This is a genomic window from Shimazuella kribbensis DSM 45090, from assembly GCF_000428065.1.
GTDB classification, from domain to species: domain Bacteria; phylum Bacillota; class Bacilli; order Thermoactinomycetales; family Thermoactinomycetaceae; genus Shimazuella; species Shimazuella kribbensis.
The window spans coordinates 24528-43494 of the sequence record NZ_ATZF01000006.1 but is presented as its reverse complement, the minus strand read 5'-3'; the positions used below and the strand labels follow the sequence as shown (position 1 = coordinate 43494).

At 38.4% G+C, this 18967-nt stretch carries 18 protein-coding genes; 16 read left to right on the top strand and 2 right to left on the bottom strand.

All coding sequences use genetic code 11. The features are described from left to right. Positions 1-13 precede the first annotated feature (13 nt). The 6 genes from A3GQ_RS0110490 to A3GQ_RS0110470 all read left to right on the top strand — a co-directional run bounded on the left by A3GQ_RS0110490 (position 14) and on the right by A3GQ_RS0110470 (position 6086). Positions 14-766, top strand: coding sequence for a Stp1/IreP family PP2C-type Ser/Thr phosphatase (locus A3GQ_RS0110490; protein ID WP_028777009.1), 753 nt, complete (start codon positions 14-16; stop codon positions 764-766). A gap of 28 nt (positions 767-794) precedes the next feature. Next, the gene (gene pknB, locus A3GQ_RS25670) at positions 795-2621 is read left to right on the top strand and encodes a Stk1 family PASTA domain-containing Ser/Thr kinase (RefSeq protein ID WP_425423373.1); all 1827 of its coding nucleotides are present in this window, start codon (positions 795-797) and stop codon (positions 2619-2621) included. A 19-nt stretch (positions 2622-2640) separates the two neighbouring features. Continuing rightward, complete coding sequence (gene rsgA / locus A3GQ_RS0110480; protein WP_028777008.1) at positions 2641-3525, top strand: ribosome small subunit-dependent GTPase A; 885 nt, start codon at positions 2641-2643, stop codon at positions 3523-3525. A gap of 4 nt (positions 3526-3529) precedes the next feature. Beyond that, a complete protein-coding gene (gene rpe / locus A3GQ_RS0110475; RefSeq protein ID WP_028777007.1) occupies positions 3530-4192 on the top strand; it encodes a ribulose-phosphate 3-epimerase in 663 nt (220 codons plus the stop codon). A 264-nt stretch (positions 4193-4456) separates the two neighbouring features. Further along, entirely contained in the window at positions 4457-4582 is a 126-nt protein-coding gene (locus A3GQ_RS28220) for a hypothetical protein (protein ID WP_281170820.1), read from the top strand. Between the two features lie 148 nt (positions 4583-4730). After that, complete coding sequence (locus A3GQ_RS0110470; RefSeq protein WP_028777006.1) at positions 4731-6086, top strand: MATE family efflux transporter; 1356 nt, start codon at positions 4731-4733, stop codon at positions 6084-6086. Positions 6087-6348: 262 nt separating this feature from the next. Here A3GQ_RS0110470 and solA read toward each other — a convergent pair whose 3' ends face one another. Next, complete coding sequence (gene solA, locus A3GQ_RS0110465; protein ID WP_028777005.1) at positions 6349-7479, bottom strand: N-methyl-L-tryptophan oxidase; 1131 nt, start codon at positions 7477-7479, stop codon at positions 6349-6351. A 379-nt stretch (positions 7480-7858) separates the two neighbouring features. Between solA and thiT the strand changes: the two genes are divergently transcribed. The 3 genes from thiT (at position 7859) to spoVM (ending at position 9256) form a co-directional block, all read left to right on the top strand. Then, positions 7859-8413, top strand: a complete 555-nt coding sequence (gene thiT, locus A3GQ_RS0110460; protein WP_028777004.1) for an energy-coupled thiamine transporter ThiT — start codon at positions 7859-7861, stop codon at positions 8411-8413. Further along, positions 8410-9081 carry a thiamine diphosphokinase gene (locus A3GQ_RS0110455; RefSeq protein WP_028777003.1) on the top strand — a complete coding sequence of 224 codons (672 nt, stop codon included), beginning with the start codon at positions 8410-8412 and terminating at the stop codon, positions 9079-9081. Before thiT ends, A3GQ_RS0110455 begins: the two co-directional genes overlap by 4 nt. A 94-nt stretch (positions 9082-9175) precedes the next feature. Beyond that, positions 9176-9256, top strand: coding sequence for a stage V sporulation protein SpoVM (gene spoVM / locus A3GQ_RS24070; RefSeq protein ID WP_037464635.1), 81 nt, complete (start codon positions 9176-9178; stop codon positions 9254-9256). A gap of 84 nt (positions 9257-9340) precedes the next feature. Here spoVM and rpoN read toward each other — a convergent pair whose 3' ends face one another. Continuing rightward, complete coding sequence (rpoN, locus tag A3GQ_RS0110445) at positions 9341-10675, bottom strand: RNA polymerase factor sigma-54 (protein ID WP_028777002.1); 1335 nt, start codon at positions 10673-10675, stop codon at positions 9341-9343. A 218-nt stretch (positions 10676-10893) separates the two neighbouring features. Here rpoN and A3GQ_RS24065 point away from each other — a divergent pair, with 218 nt between their 5' ends. The 7 genes from A3GQ_RS24065 (at position 10894) to A3GQ_RS0110410 (ending at position 18724) form a co-directional block, all read left to right on the top strand. Then, complete coding sequence (locus A3GQ_RS24065; protein ID WP_083964186.1) at positions 10894-12900, top strand: transporter substrate-binding domain-containing protein; 2007 nt, start codon at positions 10894-10896, stop codon at positions 12898-12900. Further along, the gene (locus A3GQ_RS0110435; protein ID WP_028777001.1) at positions 12878-14233 is read left to right on the top strand and encodes a sigma-54-dependent transcriptional regulator; all 1356 of its coding nucleotides are present in this window, start codon (positions 12878-12880) and stop codon (positions 14231-14233) included. The genes A3GQ_RS24065 and A3GQ_RS0110435 overlap by 23 nt, the downstream gene beginning before the upstream one ends. 124 nt (positions 14234-14357) lie before the next feature. Beyond that, on the top strand, positions 14358-15125 hold the full coding sequence (locus A3GQ_RS0110430; RefSeq protein WP_028777000.1) for a transporter substrate-binding domain-containing protein: 768 nt from the start codon (positions 14358-14360) through the stop codon (positions 15123-15125). 49 nt (positions 15126-15174) lie between these two features. Beyond that, positions 15175-15849, top strand: a complete 675-nt coding sequence (locus tag A3GQ_RS0110425; protein ID WP_028776999.1) for an amino acid ABC transporter permease — start codon at positions 15175-15177, stop codon at positions 15847-15849. Then, positions 15846-16607 carry an amino acid ABC transporter ATP-binding protein gene (locus tag A3GQ_RS0110420; protein ID WP_028776998.1) on the top strand — a complete coding sequence of 254 codons (762 nt, stop codon included), beginning with the start codon at positions 15846-15848 and terminating at the stop codon, positions 16605-16607. Before A3GQ_RS0110425 ends, A3GQ_RS0110420 begins: the two co-directional genes overlap by 4 nt. Positions 16608-16622: 15 nt before the next feature. Then, complete coding sequence (locus A3GQ_RS0110415; RefSeq protein ID WP_028776997.1) at positions 16623-17594, top strand: agmatinase family protein; 972 nt, start codon at positions 16623-16625, stop codon at positions 17592-17594. A 449-nt stretch (positions 17595-18043) separates the two neighbouring features. After that, on the top strand, positions 18044-18724 hold the full coding sequence (locus A3GQ_RS0110410) for a DUF3139 domain-containing protein (RefSeq protein WP_028776996.1): 681 nt from the start codon (positions 18044-18046) through the stop codon (positions 18722-18724). Positions 18725-18967 lie beyond the last annotated feature (243 nt).

Below are 18967 nucleotides of genomic sequence, written 5' to 3'. Positions count from 1 at the left end.
GGGGTAAGCCGGCATGGAGATAGCACATCGGACTCACATTGGCCTTGTTCGTGATCTTAATGAAGATAGCATTCATCTGTTCCGTTCCAATTGTAGACGAGTGGTAGCCATAGTCGCAGACGGAATGGGTGGCCACCAAGCGGGTGACGTTGCTAGCCAACAGACCATTAAGATCATGGAACGTTATTTAGCACCAATTCAGTTTCAAAATACGACTGAAGATAAGAGCAATCATTTATTACAAGCAGTGGGTAAGGCAAATGAACAAGTCTTTTCTCTCGCGATGCGAAATAACCAGTACCAAGGGATGGGAACAACAGTAGTTGGTGCTGTAATTGACCTAAAAGAAGTGGTTTTGGCTCATGTTGGTGATAGTCGAGCATATATGTTACATGATGGAGGTTTGTATCAACTAACAGAAGATCATTCCTACGTCAATATGCTTCAAAAACATGGACAAATAACAGCAGAAGAGGCAAAAAATCATCCTCAGCGCAATATGATTGTACGTGCAGTAGGTACAAGTGATGAAGTGGAAGTAGATTTGATCACCACTCCATGGGAAAAAGATGATATTTTACTCTTATGTTCGGATGGATTAACCACAATGGTGAGTGAGAGAGAAATAGGTGAAGTGTTATCTCAAACAGGAGAGTCAATAGATCAAAAAGCAGATCGTCTGTTACAGATGGCATTACATGCTGGTGGAAAAGACAATGTTTCTCTGATTTTGTTGAAACATAGAGGAGCGTCTAGCCCATCTTAAGTGGGACTTAAGGAGGAGCGAGGTGACCATGCAGATGGAAGGGAAGAAACTTGGGGGACGTTACGAGATTATAAGTAGAATCGGCGGAGGCGGTATGGCTGTTGTATATAAAGCCAAAGATATCTTGCTTCACCGGAACGTAGCGATAAAAGTATTAAGTGAATCCCTAAGTAATGATCAAGAATTTGTTCGTAGGTTTGATCGCGAAGCACAAGCAGCTGCTAGTTTATCTCACCCGAACATTGTCAATGTATATGATGTAGGGCAAGATGGTTACATTCATTATATTGTTATGGAATTAGTAGAAGGCCCAACATTAAAGCAAATGATTTTAGAGCGTGGAACTTTAACAACAGCAGAGGCAGGGGATATTGCTGCTCAAATCTGTGATGGTCTCCAACACGCGCATGACAATCAAATTGTGCACCGAGATATTAAGCCGCATAATATTTTGATTGGAACAAATGGTCGAGCGAAAGTTACTGATTTTGGTATTGCTAGGGCTGCGAGTTCTTCCACCATTACTCAGACTGGTTCTGTAATGGGTTCTGTTCATTATTTTTCTCCAGAACAAGCTCGTGGTGGACAGATTGGTTCAAAAGCAGATATTTATTCGCTTGGAGTAGTGTTATATGAAATGTTGACTGGGGAACTGCCATTCGATGGTGATTCTGCAATCAGTATTGCATTAAAGCATCTACAAGAGCCTGTAATAGATCCAAGGGAATTAAATGATAAAGTACCGGAGAGTATGGTAAATATCGTTATGCGAGCTTTGGAGAAAGATCCAGAGATGCGATATACATCGGTAAAGGCAATGATGCAAGATATCAATTATGCTTTGCAGTTTGATAATCGCCGTGAAAATCGTTGGGAGAGACCTGCGAAAACTAGTGATATCTTCCAAACCATTCCGATTTCAGCCGATGAAGAAACAGAAATGCATAAAGTTTTTCAGCCACGAAGCAATAATAAGACAAATACGTATCAATCACCTATTCAACGGGAAGAAATTCGTTCTCCAAAAAGATCAGAAACCAATCATGCCACACAAGTGGGTCAAGAAACGATGGCTGGTCTGGAACGATTTCGTAATGTTTCCAATGACAAAGATAAGACTGTATTTCAACGAACAGTAATCTGGCTTGATAATGTGCAAGCAAAATTACCTTGGTGGCAAAAACTTTTATTTAGCTTAGTTACCATTGGCATAATCGTATTTATAGCGATTTATGGCTTCAGTTTGGTTTGGAAATTGATGTCTGGACCTACGAATGACGACAACAATCCAGGTACCAATACAGTAAATATGATTGATCTTTCTAATTATACAAAAGAACAAGCAACCAATTGGTTTCAAACCAATTCTCTCACCGTACCAGACATTGCTTATAAAGAAAGCCCGGATGATAAAGAAGGAAAAGTAATTGAACAAACCCCAAATGCTGGTGAAGAAATCAGTTCAACCAACAAAGCCAAAATTACACTTGGTTTGGGTGGAGCTGATGAATCTTTAAAGGTAATGGATTTTACCGGAATGTATCAAAGTAAACTAGGGAAATACAGTTCCGGTGATCTGGGATATAATATTGATTACAGTGATAGCCGTTGTTATAACAAAAATACAACTGGTCAAAATTTATCCCATGGTCAAATATTAGAGCAGTCACCAAAAGCAGGAGAAAAGATCGAAAAAGGTGGAACAGTCTACCTATGGATTTATGTTCCTGACAATGGGGACTGTAAAGATTTTCCTCCATCGTTAAATGGATCAGCTAAAAATACAGATAACAAATTCTTTGTGTATGACTTAATAGGAAATACAAGATTCAAAGAAATAGTAACACAAACTTAAATGAAAGGAGGATGTGTGGATGCCAAGTGGGCAGATCATCAAAGCAATCAGTGGGTTTTTTTATGTGAAATCGGATGATAGGGAAGTTATACAGTGTCGTGCCCGCGGCATATTTAAATTTGAAAAGAAGAAAATAAAACCATTGGTTGGTGACTTAGTCACTTGGGAGAGTACGGGGTTGGATCAGGGAGTTGTTACTTCCGTCCAGCCCCGCTCTACTGAACTGCTTCGTCCGCCTATAGCCAATGTGGAACAAGCGGTTGTCGTTTGTGCACTGCGAGAACCAAAGTTTCAATCCTTGCCCTTAGATCGTTTTTTGGTGCATGCGGAAAAAGAAAAACTACGAATTGTGATATGTTTAACCAAGAAAGATTTGGTAGAACAATTAGAAGATATCGAAATGATTAAGGAAATGTACAGTAAAGCTGATTATCCGATTGTTACTACAAGTATTCGTACGGGAGAAGGCATAGATGAGTTACTGGAAATGTTAAAAGGCGAAACAACGGTATTTGCAGGTCTATCAGGTGTTGGGAAATCATCTTTACTCAATCATATTCTTCCTGATAGTAATCAGCAGGTTGGTGCTGTTAGTGAAAAAATTGGTCGAGGTCGTCACACCACGAGACAGGTAGAGTTATTGCCCTTAAAAGATGGTGGACAAATCGCAGATACCCCGGGATTTAGCCAATTGGGGCTTCAAGGTATGACAGCAGAGGAATTGACTTATGCTTTTCCTGAATACCATACTTATTTAGAATCCTGTCGTTTTCGGGGCTGTTATCATCAAAATGAACCGGGTTGTGCAGTAAAAGAAGGAGTAAAAGCTGGAGAACTAAACGAAAAAAGATATGAACATTATCTGCTTTTTTTAAGCGAAATTCAGCAAGAAAGAAGGTATTAACAACATGGTTAAAATTGCTCCATCTCTCCTTTCTGCCGATTTTTCTAGGTTAAAAGAAGAAGTACAAGAAATTGAGCAATCGGGAGCGGACTGGTTACATATTGATGTGATGGATGGTCATTTTGTACCGAATCTCACCTTTGGACCTATCTTAGTGGAAGCTATTCGTACTCATACTGCTCTACCTTTTGATGTTCATCTTATGATCGAACAACCGGATAACTATATTGATGCATTTGCAAAAAGCGGTGCAGATTATATTACCGTGCATCAAGAAGCTTGTCCTCACTTGCATCGAACGATCCATCACATCAAAGATCAAGGCGTTAAGGCTGGAGTAGCAATCAATCCAGCAACACCGCTTTCCTTGATCGAACCTATTTTGCCTGATGTGGATCTTGTTTTGCTTATGACCGTGAATCCTGGTTTTGGTGGGCAATCTTTTATAGGCAATGTTCTTACTAAAATATCGGAATTACGTAATGCGATAAATAAAAAAGGACTTACTCTTGAAATCGAAGTGGATGGTGGAATTGCACCCGGAACAGCAAAAGAAGTTGTGGAACATGGAGCGACGGTACTGGTTTCAGGATCGGCAGTATTTGGACAAAAGGATCGTAAACTCGCGATAGAAGCGATTCGAAATGATTACAGACATACAAAATAATCGAATAGGATTGATATGAAAAAGAGCGTATGAGGTAAATTTACCCTATACGTTCTTTTGTTTTTTCAGTACTTTTATTTCTTTATGAAAATGAATCAAGAGAGGCGAATTTATTCCCTTTAGATCACATCTGATTTTTACCATATTAAGCCGAGAAGGTGCCCACTTCTAAGCAAAGCGAAAGTGGGGAATGAATCGGCCAATGGTAAGGGTCATCTTGAAAACATACGTATCTTTTTTTCTAAGAAGGAAGGGAATAAATGTTTGTATCGAATAGGTCTTGTCGTAAGTCATTTCTCCGTTTCAAGCCTGAGTTGGTTGGAATTTAGTATTGCATTGGCAGCTTTACTCATGGCAATTGTGGTATTTTCGGTCAATCTAAAAAGATAAAATAACTTAATGTTTTGAATATAATACGAATGTGGTTACAAGGTTTTTGACCTGATGCATAGAAAATTAAACTTTTGATGGTTAATAATATTCAATAAATTAAATGGTATAATTTTTCTATCCACCGCACTACTACACAGGAGTTCCAATGTCTACTCCATATCTACGGAATCTTTTCAAACAAGCGTGGCCTAACGTTCTCACACAGATGTGTCAATTGAGTCTCAATCTCGTTGACGCTCTGTTCGTCGCAAAAATCAACCTAGTAGCTGTAAGTGCCGTAGGAATCGGTGCTACTATCCTAGCAACGATAGGAACTGTAGCATTTTCCGTATCCAACTCCACCTCTGCTTTTGTGGCTCAAAGTAAAGGTGGTGAAAAGCTTCTAAACAAGCCATTGGAGAATCAGGATGACCAGATCAGACTTGTTGCTGTTCAAGGTTTGATCCTAACCACAGTTCTCGGTCTGCTTGGCGGAATTGCAATCATCTGCTTTGCACATGAGATGGTCTCCTTCTTCAGTGTAGATGCCCAGACATCCGCAGAAGCATCTACCTATCTCCGCGTTGTAGGAGGTTGCTCTGTTCTATCTTTGCTCATGCAGACAACAGGAGCTATCCTCAGAGGCGTTCAAGATAGCAGGGCTGTTTTTCAAGCTGGATGGCGAATGAATCTCATTCATCTGCCACTCGACTATCTCTTTATCTTCCTCCTACATCAAGGTGTTAGAGGAGCAGCTTGGGCAACAGTAATTTCCACCGGATTTGGTGCTGTTTATATGTGGCGAAAGATGCTGAAAAAAGTGTTTCCCCATGTTGGCTTCATCGTGAAAGTCGACTGGACACTACAGAAAAAAATTATTCAGCAATCGCTACCAAACGCAGCATCCCTTTTGGCTGGATGGTTCGTCACCAATACCTTCAATTTTGCTTTGTTGAAGCTTGGAGGTGAAGATGCCTTTGCTGCCAATCGCATCGCGTGGCAAATTAAAAACGCTATCGCCATCGCTTGGATCGTTGGATTTTCCAGTGCATTGATCCCCTTGGTAGGAGAGCAATATGGGATGAAAAACTATAAAAATTCCCTGCGCTATTGCAATTGGGCGATCGGTGTGATGTCTGGGGTATGTGGGCTCCTGCTGACACTGGAACTTCTGACAGGCAAGTGGATCATCCAACTCTTTACACAGGAATCACACATCACACATATGAGCTACTGGATGCTTATGATGCTGGTCATCATGGACAGCATTTGGGGCATATATATGTGTGCGAAGCAGGCCCTCAACGGGGTTACGTACAACAAGTGGCTGATGTTGACTAGTTTCTTCAGTACCATTTGTTACTGCACAAGTGTGTGGATCGCAATTGCAAACCAATGGACCTACCAGAGTTTGTACTTTATCGAAATGGGATACTGGTCCATTCTCTGTATCTTCGCCATTCTGCGATTTTATGGTCGTGGATGGATTCCGAAGGATAAAGACAAACTGGTAGATTCATAAACAAAAGCACCTCTCTAATACTAGAGAGGTGCTGCAAATAATAAATCACACTTTTTATTATTTTATCAACCAAATGAAATACCATTTTCCCTTGGTATAAGACATTAGATGAATATCATTTCTTTGTTACAAAACTCTAATGTGAACAGAGGGGGTTATTTATTATACTTTTAGCATAATTACAAATAAGACTAAAATGATAACCACTCCTGTAGTTATGGTTGGGATTAACTCTGTTCCTCCTGGTTCCTTTTTGAATAGTTCAATGGAATCGATCTAAGGAAAATAAGGATAGATCATAGTCAGAGGTTTGTCCTTGTGCCCACTGAGACAAAATTTCCCCGATTGCACTGGCAAATTTGTAACCATGACCAGAAAATCCTGCTGCTATCCATACATTTGAATACTGTGGATGTTCATCGAGAATAAAGTGTTCATCTGGTGTCATCGTATACATGCAGACACTGCCGCGGGTACAAGTAGGAGTCGCATGTGGAAAATACGTTTGAATGATGTTTTGAAGATCTTTTTCCTCTTCGGTGTGATGTACATAATCACGATTTATATGATCAGGATCAATTGATGTTCCTCCGAGATGATTACCAATTTTGATCCCACTTTCATGAATACTAGGGAATCCATAGTAGTTTTCATTATGCCCAAAAAGGATGAACCCTGGGAATTTAGAGAAATTATAAAAACTTTCTTTGGCAGGAAACCAAGATACAGTTTTACGTATAGGGTGCAAAGGGAGCGAAAGGTTAGAAAGCAATTTCGCGTTCCAAGCTCCTGCACTCACGATCAATTTATTTGCATAAAACGTGTCACCATGAACCGTTTTTACTGTAACTTGGTCTTGATTGCAGATAATTTCGGATACTGGGGTATTTGTTTGCAATTTTGCGCCTTTTTTGACAGCCAAGTTGCGGTATGTTTGGATACATGTTTCGCTAAATAGTATGCCTGCATTTCCTTCATAGAGGCCAATAAATTCATCTGGTATTTGAAAACCTGGCCAACGAGATTGAATCTCTTGCTTGGTTAGATTTTCGACTGACAATCCAAATGAATTCACATTTGATTGTTTTTTTACAAGAGACGAATGATCAGGAGGACCTATGGACAGTACTCCAGTGGGTAAGAAAAGGGATTGTCCACTCTCTTCTTCCAGTTCATCCCACAATTCCTTTGCTCGAAGTGCTAAAGGGATATAGGTAGGATCATCATACGTATATCGGTATAACCGAGTGTCTCCATGGTGGCTGCCGAATGAATGCGGGGGATCAAAAGAATCAATAAGTAGTGTCTGGATTTGGTGGTTTGCAAGATAATATCCTGCTGCCATTCCCATTGAACCGCTACCAATGATAATCACATCATAGGTTGAAATCAAATTTTTTCTCCTCCTTGGAGATTTAGATGTAAATCTTTAAATCTATTTTATCTATTTAGGTAATTTATTTAAATATACTTCTGGATATTGTTAAATTATATGAATAGAATTTGCTGCTTGATAGGAGAAAATTCCATTAGTACGATCAAAGCCATTAAATACATGTTGCGTAGAAAATTTTTTAGCAAGCGTGTTCACCACTTTGTGTAGGTAGCAAAGACTTAGTGATGCGATGAATGGATATCCTTGTACTGTATGAATATAAATTTTTTGTATGAATGTTAGCCTAAAAAAGTATTTTCGTTTCCAGGTGAATATTTTGATAAAATGATAGGGAATTATTCTCGAAGTAAAGATGAAGGTTTAAGGAGGAGAAGTTTTGAATCAAAGAAGCAAAGTCATCACATTAGTGGAAACAGCAATTATTGCAGCACTCGCCATTGTTTTAAATTTGTTTACTCCTTTTCAACTTTGGCCAAATGGTGGATCGGTTACTTTAACAATGGTTCCTATCGCGATTTTAGCTTTTCGCAGAGGAATCGTTCCTGCCATTACTGCTGGATTGATCACAGGTCTTATACTATTGATCTTACCGGGTGCATTTTATGCTCATCCGATTCAAGTTATCTTGGACTATCCATTAGCATTTGCTCTACTAGGTGTTGCTGGTTGGGTGTCGTTGAAAGATGTGAATAAACCAAGCAGTCAGATTATAAAAGTCGTCATGGGGTTATTTGTTGCAGGTGTCTTACGTCTATTTTCGCATTTTTTATCTGGAGTTATTTTTTTTGCCGAATACGCTCCCAAAGGTCAGTCTGTGTACGTTTATTCGCTTGTATATAATGCCAGCTATATCTTGCCAGAAATTATCATATCGATCATTGTTGTGATCGTACTTTTATATACTGCTCCAAAGTTATTTCATTCCGAATGAATGATAAGTATGATAAGCGTGTGATCGTTGTTGCTGGTGGGGCTGTTAAGAGTGACTTTTTACAAGCTAACATTGATGCTGAAGATATGATTATCGGAGCAGATCAGGGTGTCGTTTCCCTACTAGATGCAGGAATTACGCCTCAAATAGCGATTGGTGATTTTGATACAACGGGGAAAGAAAAATGGAAGAAATGGAAATCATTAGGGATAGAAATCATTCCCCTTGCTACAATGAAAGATGTAACAGATACACATGCAGCATTGGAACATGCGCTTGAATATAATCCAAAAGAAATCCATCTCTTTGGAGCTTTTGGAGGCGGAAGAATGGATCACACGCTTGCAAATATCAGCCTTTTGGAATGGTTACATACACATCAAGTAAAAGGATATTTACAAGATGAGACAAATCGAATTCAATTGCTGTCTGGACCGGGTAATGTACATTTATCTTCAAATCATAATTTTGATTATGTTTCGATCATACCTATAAGCAAATATTTAGAAAAAGTATCCACATTTGGATTGGCATATCCTTTGAAAGAAAAAAATTTAGTTAGAGGGGATTCGCTTGGTATAAGTAACGAAAAATCCGAAGAAATAGCAATGATCTCTGCACAAAAGGGAATTGGATTGATCATCGAAAGCAAAGATCATGCTAGGTAAATTTTGTTCTTCGTTCTAGGTACAAATACCCATGGGTAGAATATATATAGGATGAGAAACAGGAAATGTACCGATGAAGAAGGAGGGAACTCGGTTGCGCTTTTATACGCTAAAACTTCCTAAGTTCCTTGGTGGAATGGTAAGGGCAATCTTACATGCTTTTAAAAAAGATTAATCAAGGTGACTCCCTTGTGTTGGGAGTTGCCTATTTTTTTTGAAGTGCGACAAAAGAACCGTCCCCTTGTCGCGGATTTTACTACTAAACTACATAGCGCTTACGTGATGCAGAGGAAGCAATGCCCATCTGTTCGCGATATTTTGTAACCGTTCTGCGGGAGATCGGGATTCCCATTTTTTTCAGCAGATCTGCTAATTTTTGATCAGACAAAGGAGTATGTTTGGATTCTTGTTCAATCATTTGTTGGAGTTTGTCCTTCACTAAATTGGAAGTGATTTCTTGATTTAGACCGGATGGAAAAAAGTAACGAAATGGAAAAAGTCCATGGGCAGTCTGCATGTATTTGTTTTGGGTTGTCCGGCTAATGGTGGATTCATGCAAATGAAGATCTTTCGCTATTTGATGAAGCATAAGCGGTTTCAAATGAGAAATACCATGCTCAAAAAAGTCCATTTGTCTAATCAGTATGATTTTGGTCACTTCATAAATGGTGTGATTTCGTTGGTTTATGCTTTTTATTAACCATTGTGCAGAGTGATATCGATCTTTTAAGTAGTGTTGTACATCTTGTCCTAGATGCGTTTGCTTCATCATTTCTTGATAATTGGAATGGAGCCGAATCCGTGAATAAGCATCTTCATTTAATATGATTTGAAACGTTCCATTGAGCTTTTCGATCGTAACATCTGGGTAAACATAGGGTAGTGGTGCAGTGAAATAATTGGCACATGGACGAGGGTTGCATTGTTTGATCCGATCGACGGCTTGTTGAACCATCCTTACGTCAATTGCCAACTCAGATGCGATCTTTTTCCATTTCCCATCTGCTACTTCAGGTAGATATTGCCTTGCGATTTGTATAGCCAGTTTATTTGGCTTATGTTGATGTCGTAATTGTATTTCTAGACATTCTGCTAACGTTCTTGCACCGACACCCACTGGTTCGAGTGATTGGATGATAGACAAACATGTTTCGAATTGTTGTTCGTCAATGGAAAACGAGGAATGATCCAAATCCAAAAATCCGTACTCATTTAAATTTCCGATTAAAAAAAGGCAGATCTGTTTTTGTTTTGCTTCCATTGATAGGAAAGCCAGTTGTTCTTCTAAGTACACCACTAAGCTCTTTTGATGGGGAGCAGCGAACTCCCACAGCCCTTCTTGTTCCTTTGATGGATAGGAATCCAAACCTCGATCTGCACTATTCAAATGGTTTATACCGTTTACTGTGTGATCTCTTTCTTCTGTCCATTTATCTTCTTCCAGCATTGGATTTTCCATTAGTTGTTCCTGAACATAACTACTTAATTCTTCCCTTGAAGATTGTAAAATTTTAATAGCTTGTTTCATTTCAGGAGTGATCATTAACTTGGTTGTTTGTTGTTGGGTTAACTGAAAACCAGAATGTATGTTCATGGTATCACTCCTATTGTATATTGATTATGCTAGATATATATTCTATCATAAAAATTACAAATAAATATTACGCGTATTTAGCGAGATAACATTTAGTTATAAAATATTACTTAATATGGAAGAAGCGGGCATAGAGATGTGTCTATTTCGACATATAGTTTTATGTTAATTTTATATAATAGAAGTTTGTTGCCAGTATAGGTTGGGAGCGGAGTGAGATGAGTAGACGAATTGCCTTATTGTTCCTTGCGTTTTTGATGATTTTAGTAGTACAGCCAACGATTGCAGAAAGTAAGGGCGAAAAAACAATTCGTATCGCAGGTGATCGCAATTTTCCTCCTTTTGAATACATGAGTAGTGCAGGGGTTTATTCTGGTTTTAATGTCGATATGATGAACGCTATTTCAATTGAAACAGGCATCAAGTTTGAATTTGTCCCCCTGCCTTGGAATCAAGCAATCCAAGCATTACATGATGGAAAAGTAGACGCAATCCAAGGAATGAAATATAGTTCGGAACGGGATAAAGTATATGATTTTTCCAAGCCTTATTTTACTAGTGTCCAAGCCATATTTGTACGCAAAGATAATGTTCATATTCGTGAATTGGAAGATTTAAAAAAGACACGAGTAGTAGTGCAAAAAGGTGATATTGCAAATGAATTGCTAAAAAAAGATCAGGGCATAACATTAGTCGAGGTAGGAAGCCAACAAGAAGCTATCACCTTACTTTCTACTGGAAAAGTAGATGCTTTTGTTGGAAATCGGATAACGGGACAATATTTTGTTCAAGTCATGGATAAACAGGAGAATATCAAAATCGTAGGAGGACCATTGCATCCAGAGGCGTACGGCATGGTTGTGTTGCCGAAAAACAAGAAATTACTTACTACTATTAATGAAAGCATCGAGGAAATAAAAAAAGATGGGACTTATGAAAAGATAGAACGAAAGTGGTTTGGAGAACCCATCTTACCTTGGTCTACCTATTTTGAAAAATGGATGTTTTGGTTGAAAATAGCTGTTTTGGTAGCTGCTGTTTTGTTTATTGGCATTCTGTGGTGGAATCGTCAGTTAAAACGTGAGGTAAGCAAGCGGACATTGGAGATTGAGCAAATAAATAAACAATTACAGGAAAAAATGCGTTTATTACAAGAAAATCTATATTTTCAGCAACAGTTATTAGATAGTGCCTATAGTTGCTTTGTTACATTGGATCAAAATGGGAAAATCGCCATGTACAATCAAAAGGCACAAGAAATGTTGTATTTCTCAGGTGATATGGCAGGTAAATCTTTTAGAGACTCTCCAATCGTGGAGTTTATTCCAGCTAAACAAATCAAACAAACTTTTGATCATACTGTAGTTTACTTGCAACAAGAAGTTACATGGCGAAGAGCAGATGAGAAACGTATTTTGTCTTACAGTCTTTTTCCTCATAAAAACCAAGAGGGAGAGAGTATTGGTGTGATTCTCAATTTTTCTGATATTACAAGGCGCAAAGAATGGGAAAAACAGATGGCCGAAAGCAATCGGTTGCGTGCATTGGGACAACTCATGCTCGGTATAGCGCATGAAATCCGGAATCCGCTCACATCTATTCTGACGTATGCACAATTATTACCCAAAAAAATGGATAACAAAGAGTTTTGCCGCCTCTTTTCAGAACAGATTACAGAAGAAATTACAAGGCTAAATGATTTGGTCGATGATTTGCTAAATTATGCACATCCCCGTAAATCTACACCTACATCATTTCCACTAGCGACACTTGTGGAAAGCATTTTTATTTTACTCAATCAAAACCTCACACAAAAAGAGCTATCCATAAAACAAGAGATTTCGACGGATTGTTTTATATTTGCTGACCGTCAACAAGTGCAACAAATTTTGCTAAATATTATCCTCAATGCAATAGATGCGCTTGATGTCAAAGGAGAACTGACTATTCGTGGAAAAAACGGTGGTTCACAGGTGTTGATTGAGATAGAAGATAATGGATGTGGAATGGAAGAAGCAGACTTGGATCGAATCTTTGAACCTTTTTATACAAAGAAAAATGACGGTATAGGACTGGGTCTGGCGAATTCTTATCAATTGATTCAGGAAAATCACGGCTCGATTCAAGTGAAAAGTCAGCTTCATGAATGTACTATTTTTTTCTTACAATTCCCAAATACTTCTACAACAAAGGATGAGACCGATGTATCCAGTCATGATCATTGATGATGAAGTTGCAATCTGTCAATCACTAAAATTTGCACTAGAAGATCGTTATCAAGTTTATACATTCACAGATCCCGAGCAAGCTCTACCCCTTTTTAAACGGATAGATATCTCCATCGTTTTGTTGGATTTGAAAATGGGTAAACACAGTGGGCTTGATATATTGCAGTCAATCAAACGCATTTCACCAAATACGATTGTCATCATGATTACTGCATACGGCAGTATCCCTTCTTCTGTCGAAGCGATGCATAAAGGAGCTTTCTCTTATGTGACAAAGCCGATTCACTTAGAGGAGTTAATGGTTTTATTGGATCGAGCAGATGAATATTACCACCTTTCTTCCAAAGTACAATGGTTGAGTGAAGCATTAGAAAAAGCACATAACGAACATGGTTTTATTGGAAAAAGCCCGAAAATGCAAGAAGTGTTTCGGATGTTGGATAAAATTCGTTCTGTCGATTCCAATGTTTTAATTACAGGCGAGAGTGGCACAGGAAAAGAATTGGTCGCCAAGATTATCCATTATCAAAGCCAACGGCATCAAAAGCGTTTTCAAACCATCAATTGTGCTGCTATACCTGAAAATCTACTGGAATCGGAATTATTTGGGCATGAAAGGGGTTCTTTTACAGGTGCTGTGGATAAAAAACTAGGTTTGCTTTCCATAGCAGATAAAGGAACGGTATTTTTAGATGAAATAGGAGAAATGGAATTAACCTTGCAAGGGAAATTACTTCGTGTTATTCAAGAACGTAAGATTACTCCTGTAGGGGGAACAGAGGAGAAAGAAGTAGACTTTCGTTTGATTGCTGCAACCAATCGTGATTTATTGAAAGATGTGCAAGATAAACATTTCCGCCAAGACTTGTTCTATCGATTAAATGTCATTCCGATTCATCTACCTTCGTTACGAGAGAGAAAAGAAGATATTCCTCTTTTGGTGGAATTTTTTCTCCATAAATTAAGCCAACGCATGGGCAAACCGGTAGAGGGGATTTCACAAGAAGCACTTCAAGTTTTGTTGGATTACTCTTTTCCTGGGAACGTGCGTGAGTTGCAAAATATAATGGAGCGTGCAATTGCATTAACTTATTCATCCATTATACAAGTGGCAGATCTTCCTGAAGAGATGACCAATCAGCAACAAGTTTTTCCAGATCATACCTTGATTCCGATTTATGTAGGGGAAAAGATGGAACAAGTAGAACGAAAAGTAATCCAATATAATTTATCTGCAATGAATGGGAATCGACGAAAAACAGCGCAAATCATTGGTATAAGCGAACGGAATTTGCGTGATAAACTAAAAAAATATGTAACAACGGAGTAGGCAAAAATAGCCGGCCGGCAAAATCTGCCGCTTTTTTTAGAACGAAAACCCTTACATAAAGGGTTTTTTCTTTTGGCACACTTCTTGCTCCTTATATAGGTGACAACCACTAGGAGGGAATAGAATGAAAAAAATAGTACTGACTCTTATTTCTTTATTGCTTGTTTTTGCTGTTGTAGGTTGTAGCGCAGAAAGTGAATCCACGCTAGATAAAGTGAAGAAAAATAAAGTTCTCGTTGTGGGTACAGATCCCACTTTTCCACCTTTTGAGTTTAAAAACGATAAAAAAGAGTACGATGGCTTTGATATTGATATGATTCGTGCGATTGCGAAAGAAATGGGAGTAGAAAAAGTACAGTTTGTGGATACCGAATTCAAAGGCTTGATTCCGGGTTTACAAGCAAAGAAATTTGATGCGATTATGTCAGGCATATACAAAACGGATGAGAGAGCAAAAGTGATAGGTTTCTCTGATACGTATTATCCAGGTGGACTATCCATCATGGTAAAAGAAGATAACAACACCGTGAAAAGTATTGACGATCTAAAAGGGAAAGAAGTATCAGTGCAAATCGGAACCAAATCTGTGAAGTTCCTCAAAGAAAATCATCCAGATGTAAAAGTGAAAGAAGTAGAAAAGAACTCCGATATGTTCCTTGAGTTAGAAAGTAACCGTGTAGAAGCTGTTGTTACTGGTCGTCCAGCCGCAAAAGTATATGCAAAAGAAAAAGGCGGCGTAAAAGTATTAGACCAAGAGCTCACAAAAGAAGAGTATGCCATAGGAACACGCAAAGAAGATGAAGCGCTAAACAAAGAATTTAACGCAGCACTCAAGCGTTTAAAAGATAACGGAGAATACGACAAAATCGTTAAAAAATGGTTTGGAGAGTGAATAAGCAGAGAGGCTAACCTCTCTGTTTTAATGAAAGGATGGTCCGAATATGACATTAGATTTTGGTATTTTGCTGCAAGATGAAAACTTACCGCTGCTACTTCAAGGCTTGTGGGTTACGATCCGAATGACGTTTTTAGCCCTCATTCTCAGTTGTTTCATTGGTCTTGTCATTGGCCTTGGAAGCATGTCCAAATACAAATGGATTTCTAGTTTATGTGCTACTTATTTAGCTTGGTTTCGTGGAACCCCTTTATTGGTTCAGCTCATGCTGCTCTATTATGGTTTAGCAATTAGCTTAAATATTGATTTAACCGCTTCACTTGCAGGGGTTTTAGGCTTAGGGATGTACAGTGGCGCATATGTATCAGAAATTGTTCGGGGAGCAATTCAATCAATTGATCGTGGACAGATGGAAGCTGGACGTTCCCTTGGTTTGAGTCATTGGCAAACGATGTTTAAAGTAATCTTGCCACAAGCTATTCGTCGTATGTTGCCTCCACTTGCGAATGAATTTATTGCATTGACCAAAAACTCTTCGCTTCTATCTGTTATTACTGTAGCAGAGTTAATGCGTGCAGCAAATACCATTGTTGCGGATAATTACAAGTATTTTGAGATCTATCTGACGATCGCTGTATTCTATTTTGTTGTCAACTATGGTATTTCGGTGCTCATTCGCTTATTGGAACGAAAATTAAACGTGGAAGGAGTACGCTCATGATTGAAATCACAAATCTAGATAAATATTATGGTTCACACCATGTTCTCAAAGATATTAATCTAACTATTGGACAAGGGGAAGTTGTTGTAATTATTGGGCCTAGTGGTTCTGGCAAAAGTACCTTGTTACGTTGTATGAATTATTTGGAACCGATTCAAAGCGGGCAGATTTCCATTGAAAATCAACCAATTGGGATGATCGAACAAAATGGAAAACACAAAGAAATGCCTGAAAATCAACTGAACAAGATGCGAGAAAAAGTCGGGATGGTATTTCAAAATTTTAACCTGTTTCCGCATCTATCTGTTCGGGAAAACATTACACTTTCACCACTGACACTCGGTAAAATGAACAAAAAAACAGCAAATGAAACCGCAAGTACGCTCTTGGCAAAAGTTGGCCTGTCCGATCGTGCGGATGCATATCCAGATCAATTATCTGGAGGACAAAAACAACGTGTTGCGATTGCTCGTGCTTTAGCAATGAAGCCACATGTCATGTTGTTCGACGAACCAACATCGGCACTCGATCCTGAGCTCATTGGTGAAGTGCTGGATGCAATGAAAGAGCTTGCCAGAGAAGGAATGACGATGGTTGTTGTGACACACGAGATGGGATTTGCCAAAGACATGGCTGATCGTGTCGTCGTGATGGATCAAGGGCAAATCATTGAAGTAGATAAACCAGATGTAATCTTCCAAAATCCATCCCAAGAGCGCACAAAAACGTTTTTGCACAAAGTTCTAACTCATACGTAAGAAAGGAGAGTATGAATGAAGCCAATTGAACATTTGCATCCAGCAGCATGGCAATTTGCTGGTGGAAAAAGCGATCCTTATGTGACAACGCTTGCAGAGTGGATCGAAAAGCCACAAGATGATGCGCTTTATGATCTATGTGTGTTAGGTGTTCCACTTTCGAAAAGCTCGATTTCTTTTTCTGGAGCTCATCTTCATCCGATGACATTTCGTAAACTTTGGCCCAATTTTACTACGTATCATTGGGACCTTGATCTTGACTTCACCATGTTGCGCGCCGCTGATTTTGGGGATGTAGCAATGCATGTTACCGATATTGCTACTTGTCATCGAAATATCGAACAGACGATGCAAGAAGTATCCACTCGATTTTCACAAACGTTTCCGATTACGATTGGTGGGGATCACTCTATTACGGCTCCTCTCATCAAAGGGAGAAAAGCAGCTACTGGAAAACGTATTGGGATCATTCAATTTGATGCTCATCTTGATGTTCGTGATCTCGATTATGGAGGCCCTTCCAATGGGACACCAATCCGCAATTTGGTAGAATCGGGAACTGTTCAGGGTGAAGATATCGTAACGATTGGCATTCGCAATTTTGCTAACTCGCGTCTTTACCGTAACTACGCAGAAGCGAAAGGTATTCACGTGATATCATCCAAACAAGTTCACACAAGAGGAATAGATAGTGTAGTGACAGAGGCGATGAAGCGCTTGGAGCCATGTGACGAAGTATATGTGACGTTTGATATTGATGCATTGGATCAATCATTTGTCCCAGGAGTTCCAGCGATCGGTCCACAAGGGCTGACACCAGATCAATTATTTTCCAGTGCCGTAACATTAGGAGCTTGGTCCAAAGTAAGTGCGATGGATATGGTTTGTGTTGATCCCTCTGTTGATTTTCGTGATGTCTCCACTCGTATCTCCCTCCACTTGTTTCTGCACTTTGTATCTGGACTTTGCCAACAAAAGCAACTCTAAATTTCAAGAATCAGGCAATTCTTTGAGTAAATTACATAGATAAGATTTTTTAAGATAGCTTAGAGGCGGAACACTTAGCAGAGTTCCGCCTTTTTCTTATCATTTAGAAAAAATATTTGTCTCCATTTCATCACAATTTTGTAGAAAATCAATTGACAAAATAATCGATTAGTGTAAAAATACCCTAAAAGGGTATGGGGTAATGAGATGGATAAAGAAAAGTTATACAAACTTTTTCTTAATACACTAAGTTAGAGAGTAATTTAAGACTTAGGTACATGTATCAGAACATTGAGTGAAGGACTTGGCGGATGAGAAAGAAAAAAGAGTGTATTTATTTTACAGAATAATATGATAGCGAACCATTATCGTATTTCATTCGTGGAATAAATATTGAATTCATAAGCGATATTACAATTTCAAGAAAAAAACACAGGCGGAATAGTCAAATGAAAATAATCAAATGGGTTTTATGTATACTACTCATTCTTGTAGTCGTTGCTATTGGTTTGTTTTATTTAATTTTTTTGAAGCCAGAAACAGAAATGAAAAACAAACAGACTAATAAGGTGAAACTGTTATTACTGCAAAAGGGTATCAAAGAGTCAGATATTACTACGATAAAAACAGGGAAGATGGAAGGATCATATTATACATTTGTGGTTTTTAAAGATGAACCAAAAGCTGGTTATGTATATAGGGAATATGGAGCTTCATATGAACTAGTACAAGATTGTGATTATTATGATCAAAGTGGTGAACAGATAACAAGCAGAAGGGAAAAACTCTTTCAAGGAATGTTGCTAAATGGAAGACCAGAAGGAAAGCACAGAGAAAAATACTGTCCCAGTGATCGTCAGATAATAGCATGGATGATACAAAAAGGGTACAAAAAATCCGATATAAATATTTTTTCTTCTAATTATCCACTTAAAAACAGTGGGTATGAAGCCATATTAGATATTCAATTTAGAGACGAAAAAGAGGTATCTTATTTATTTGTGAAAGAGGAAAAATCAGAAAAGGTTATACAGATTTGTGGTTATTCCGATATGAATGGAAAATGGTTCACCAATAGAAAAAAACATAGTGAGAAAACATGTATCAAAAACAAACCAGGAAGACTATAGCGAGAATGCTATGGGCTTTTGCAATTTTTACGAAATGTTGGAGGTACCCCATACCCATCAAGCTAAAACGAAAAATAGTCCTTCCCAAACGAAAAAAAAGACTCTTGTGACTTATAAATAGTCTAGAAACAGCATCCAGCAGATGAGAGGCAACTGCTCCTTCCTTTTTTTATAATATAAAACATTTGGGAAAATCTAGTTATGAAAATTCAAATAGATTGATCACTCTGATTAAAATTGATA

What these genes read in the sequence shown, in the direction of transcription:
- A3GQ_RS0110490 (WP_028777009.1), top strand. Translation starts at nt 14, where the DNA reads ATGGAGATAGCACATCGGACTCACATTGGCCTTGTTCGTGATCTTAAT.
- pknB (WP_425423373.1), top strand. Translation starts at nt 795, where the DNA reads ATGCAGATGGAAGGGAAGAAACTTGGGGGACGTTACGAGATTATAAGT.
- rsgA (WP_028777008.1), top strand. Translation starts at nt 2,641, where the DNA reads ATGCCAAGTGGGCAGATCATCAAAGCAATCAGTGGGTTTTTTTATGTG.
- rpe (WP_028777007.1), top strand. Translation starts at nt 3,530, where the DNA reads ATGGTTAAAATTGCTCCATCTCTCCTTTCTGCCGATTTTTCTAGGTTA.
- A3GQ_RS0110470 (WP_028777006.1), top strand. Translation starts at nt 4,731, where the DNA reads ATGTCTACTCCATATCTACGGAATCTTTTCAAACAAGCGTGGCCTAAC.
- A3GQ_RS0110455 (WP_028777003.1), top strand. Translation starts at nt 8,410, where the DNA reads ATGAATGATAAGTATGATAAGCGTGTGATCGTTGTTGCTGGTGGGGCT.
- rpoN (WP_028777002.1), bottom strand. Translation starts at nt 10,675, where the DNA reads ATGAACATACATTCTGGTTTTCAGTTAACCCAACAACAAACAACCAAG.
- A3GQ_RS24065 (WP_083964186.1), top strand. Translation starts at nt 10,894, where the DNA reads ATGAGTAGACGAATTGCCTTATTGTTCCTTGCGTTTTTGATGATTTTA.
- A3GQ_RS0110435 (WP_028777001.1), top strand. Translation starts at nt 12,878, where the DNA reads ATGTATCCAGTCATGATCATTGATGATGAAGTTGCAATCTGTCAATCA.
- A3GQ_RS0110430 (WP_028777000.1), top strand. Translation starts at nt 14,358, where the DNA reads ATGAAAAAAATAGTACTGACTCTTATTTCTTTATTGCTTGTTTTTGCT.
- A3GQ_RS0110425 (WP_028776999.1), top strand. Translation starts at nt 15,175, where the DNA reads ATGACATTAGATTTTGGTATTTTGCTGCAAGATGAAAACTTACCGCTG.
- A3GQ_RS0110420 (WP_028776998.1), top strand. Translation starts at nt 15,846, where the DNA reads ATGATTGAAATCACAAATCTAGATAAATATTATGGTTCACACCATGTT.
- A3GQ_RS0110415 (WP_028776997.1), top strand. Translation starts at nt 16,623, where the DNA reads ATGAAGCCAATTGAACATTTGCATCCAGCAGCATGGCAATTTGCTGGT.
- A3GQ_RS0110410 (WP_028776996.1), top strand. Translation starts at nt 18,044, where the DNA reads ATGAAAATAATCAAATGGGTTTTATGTATACTACTCATTCTTGTAGTC.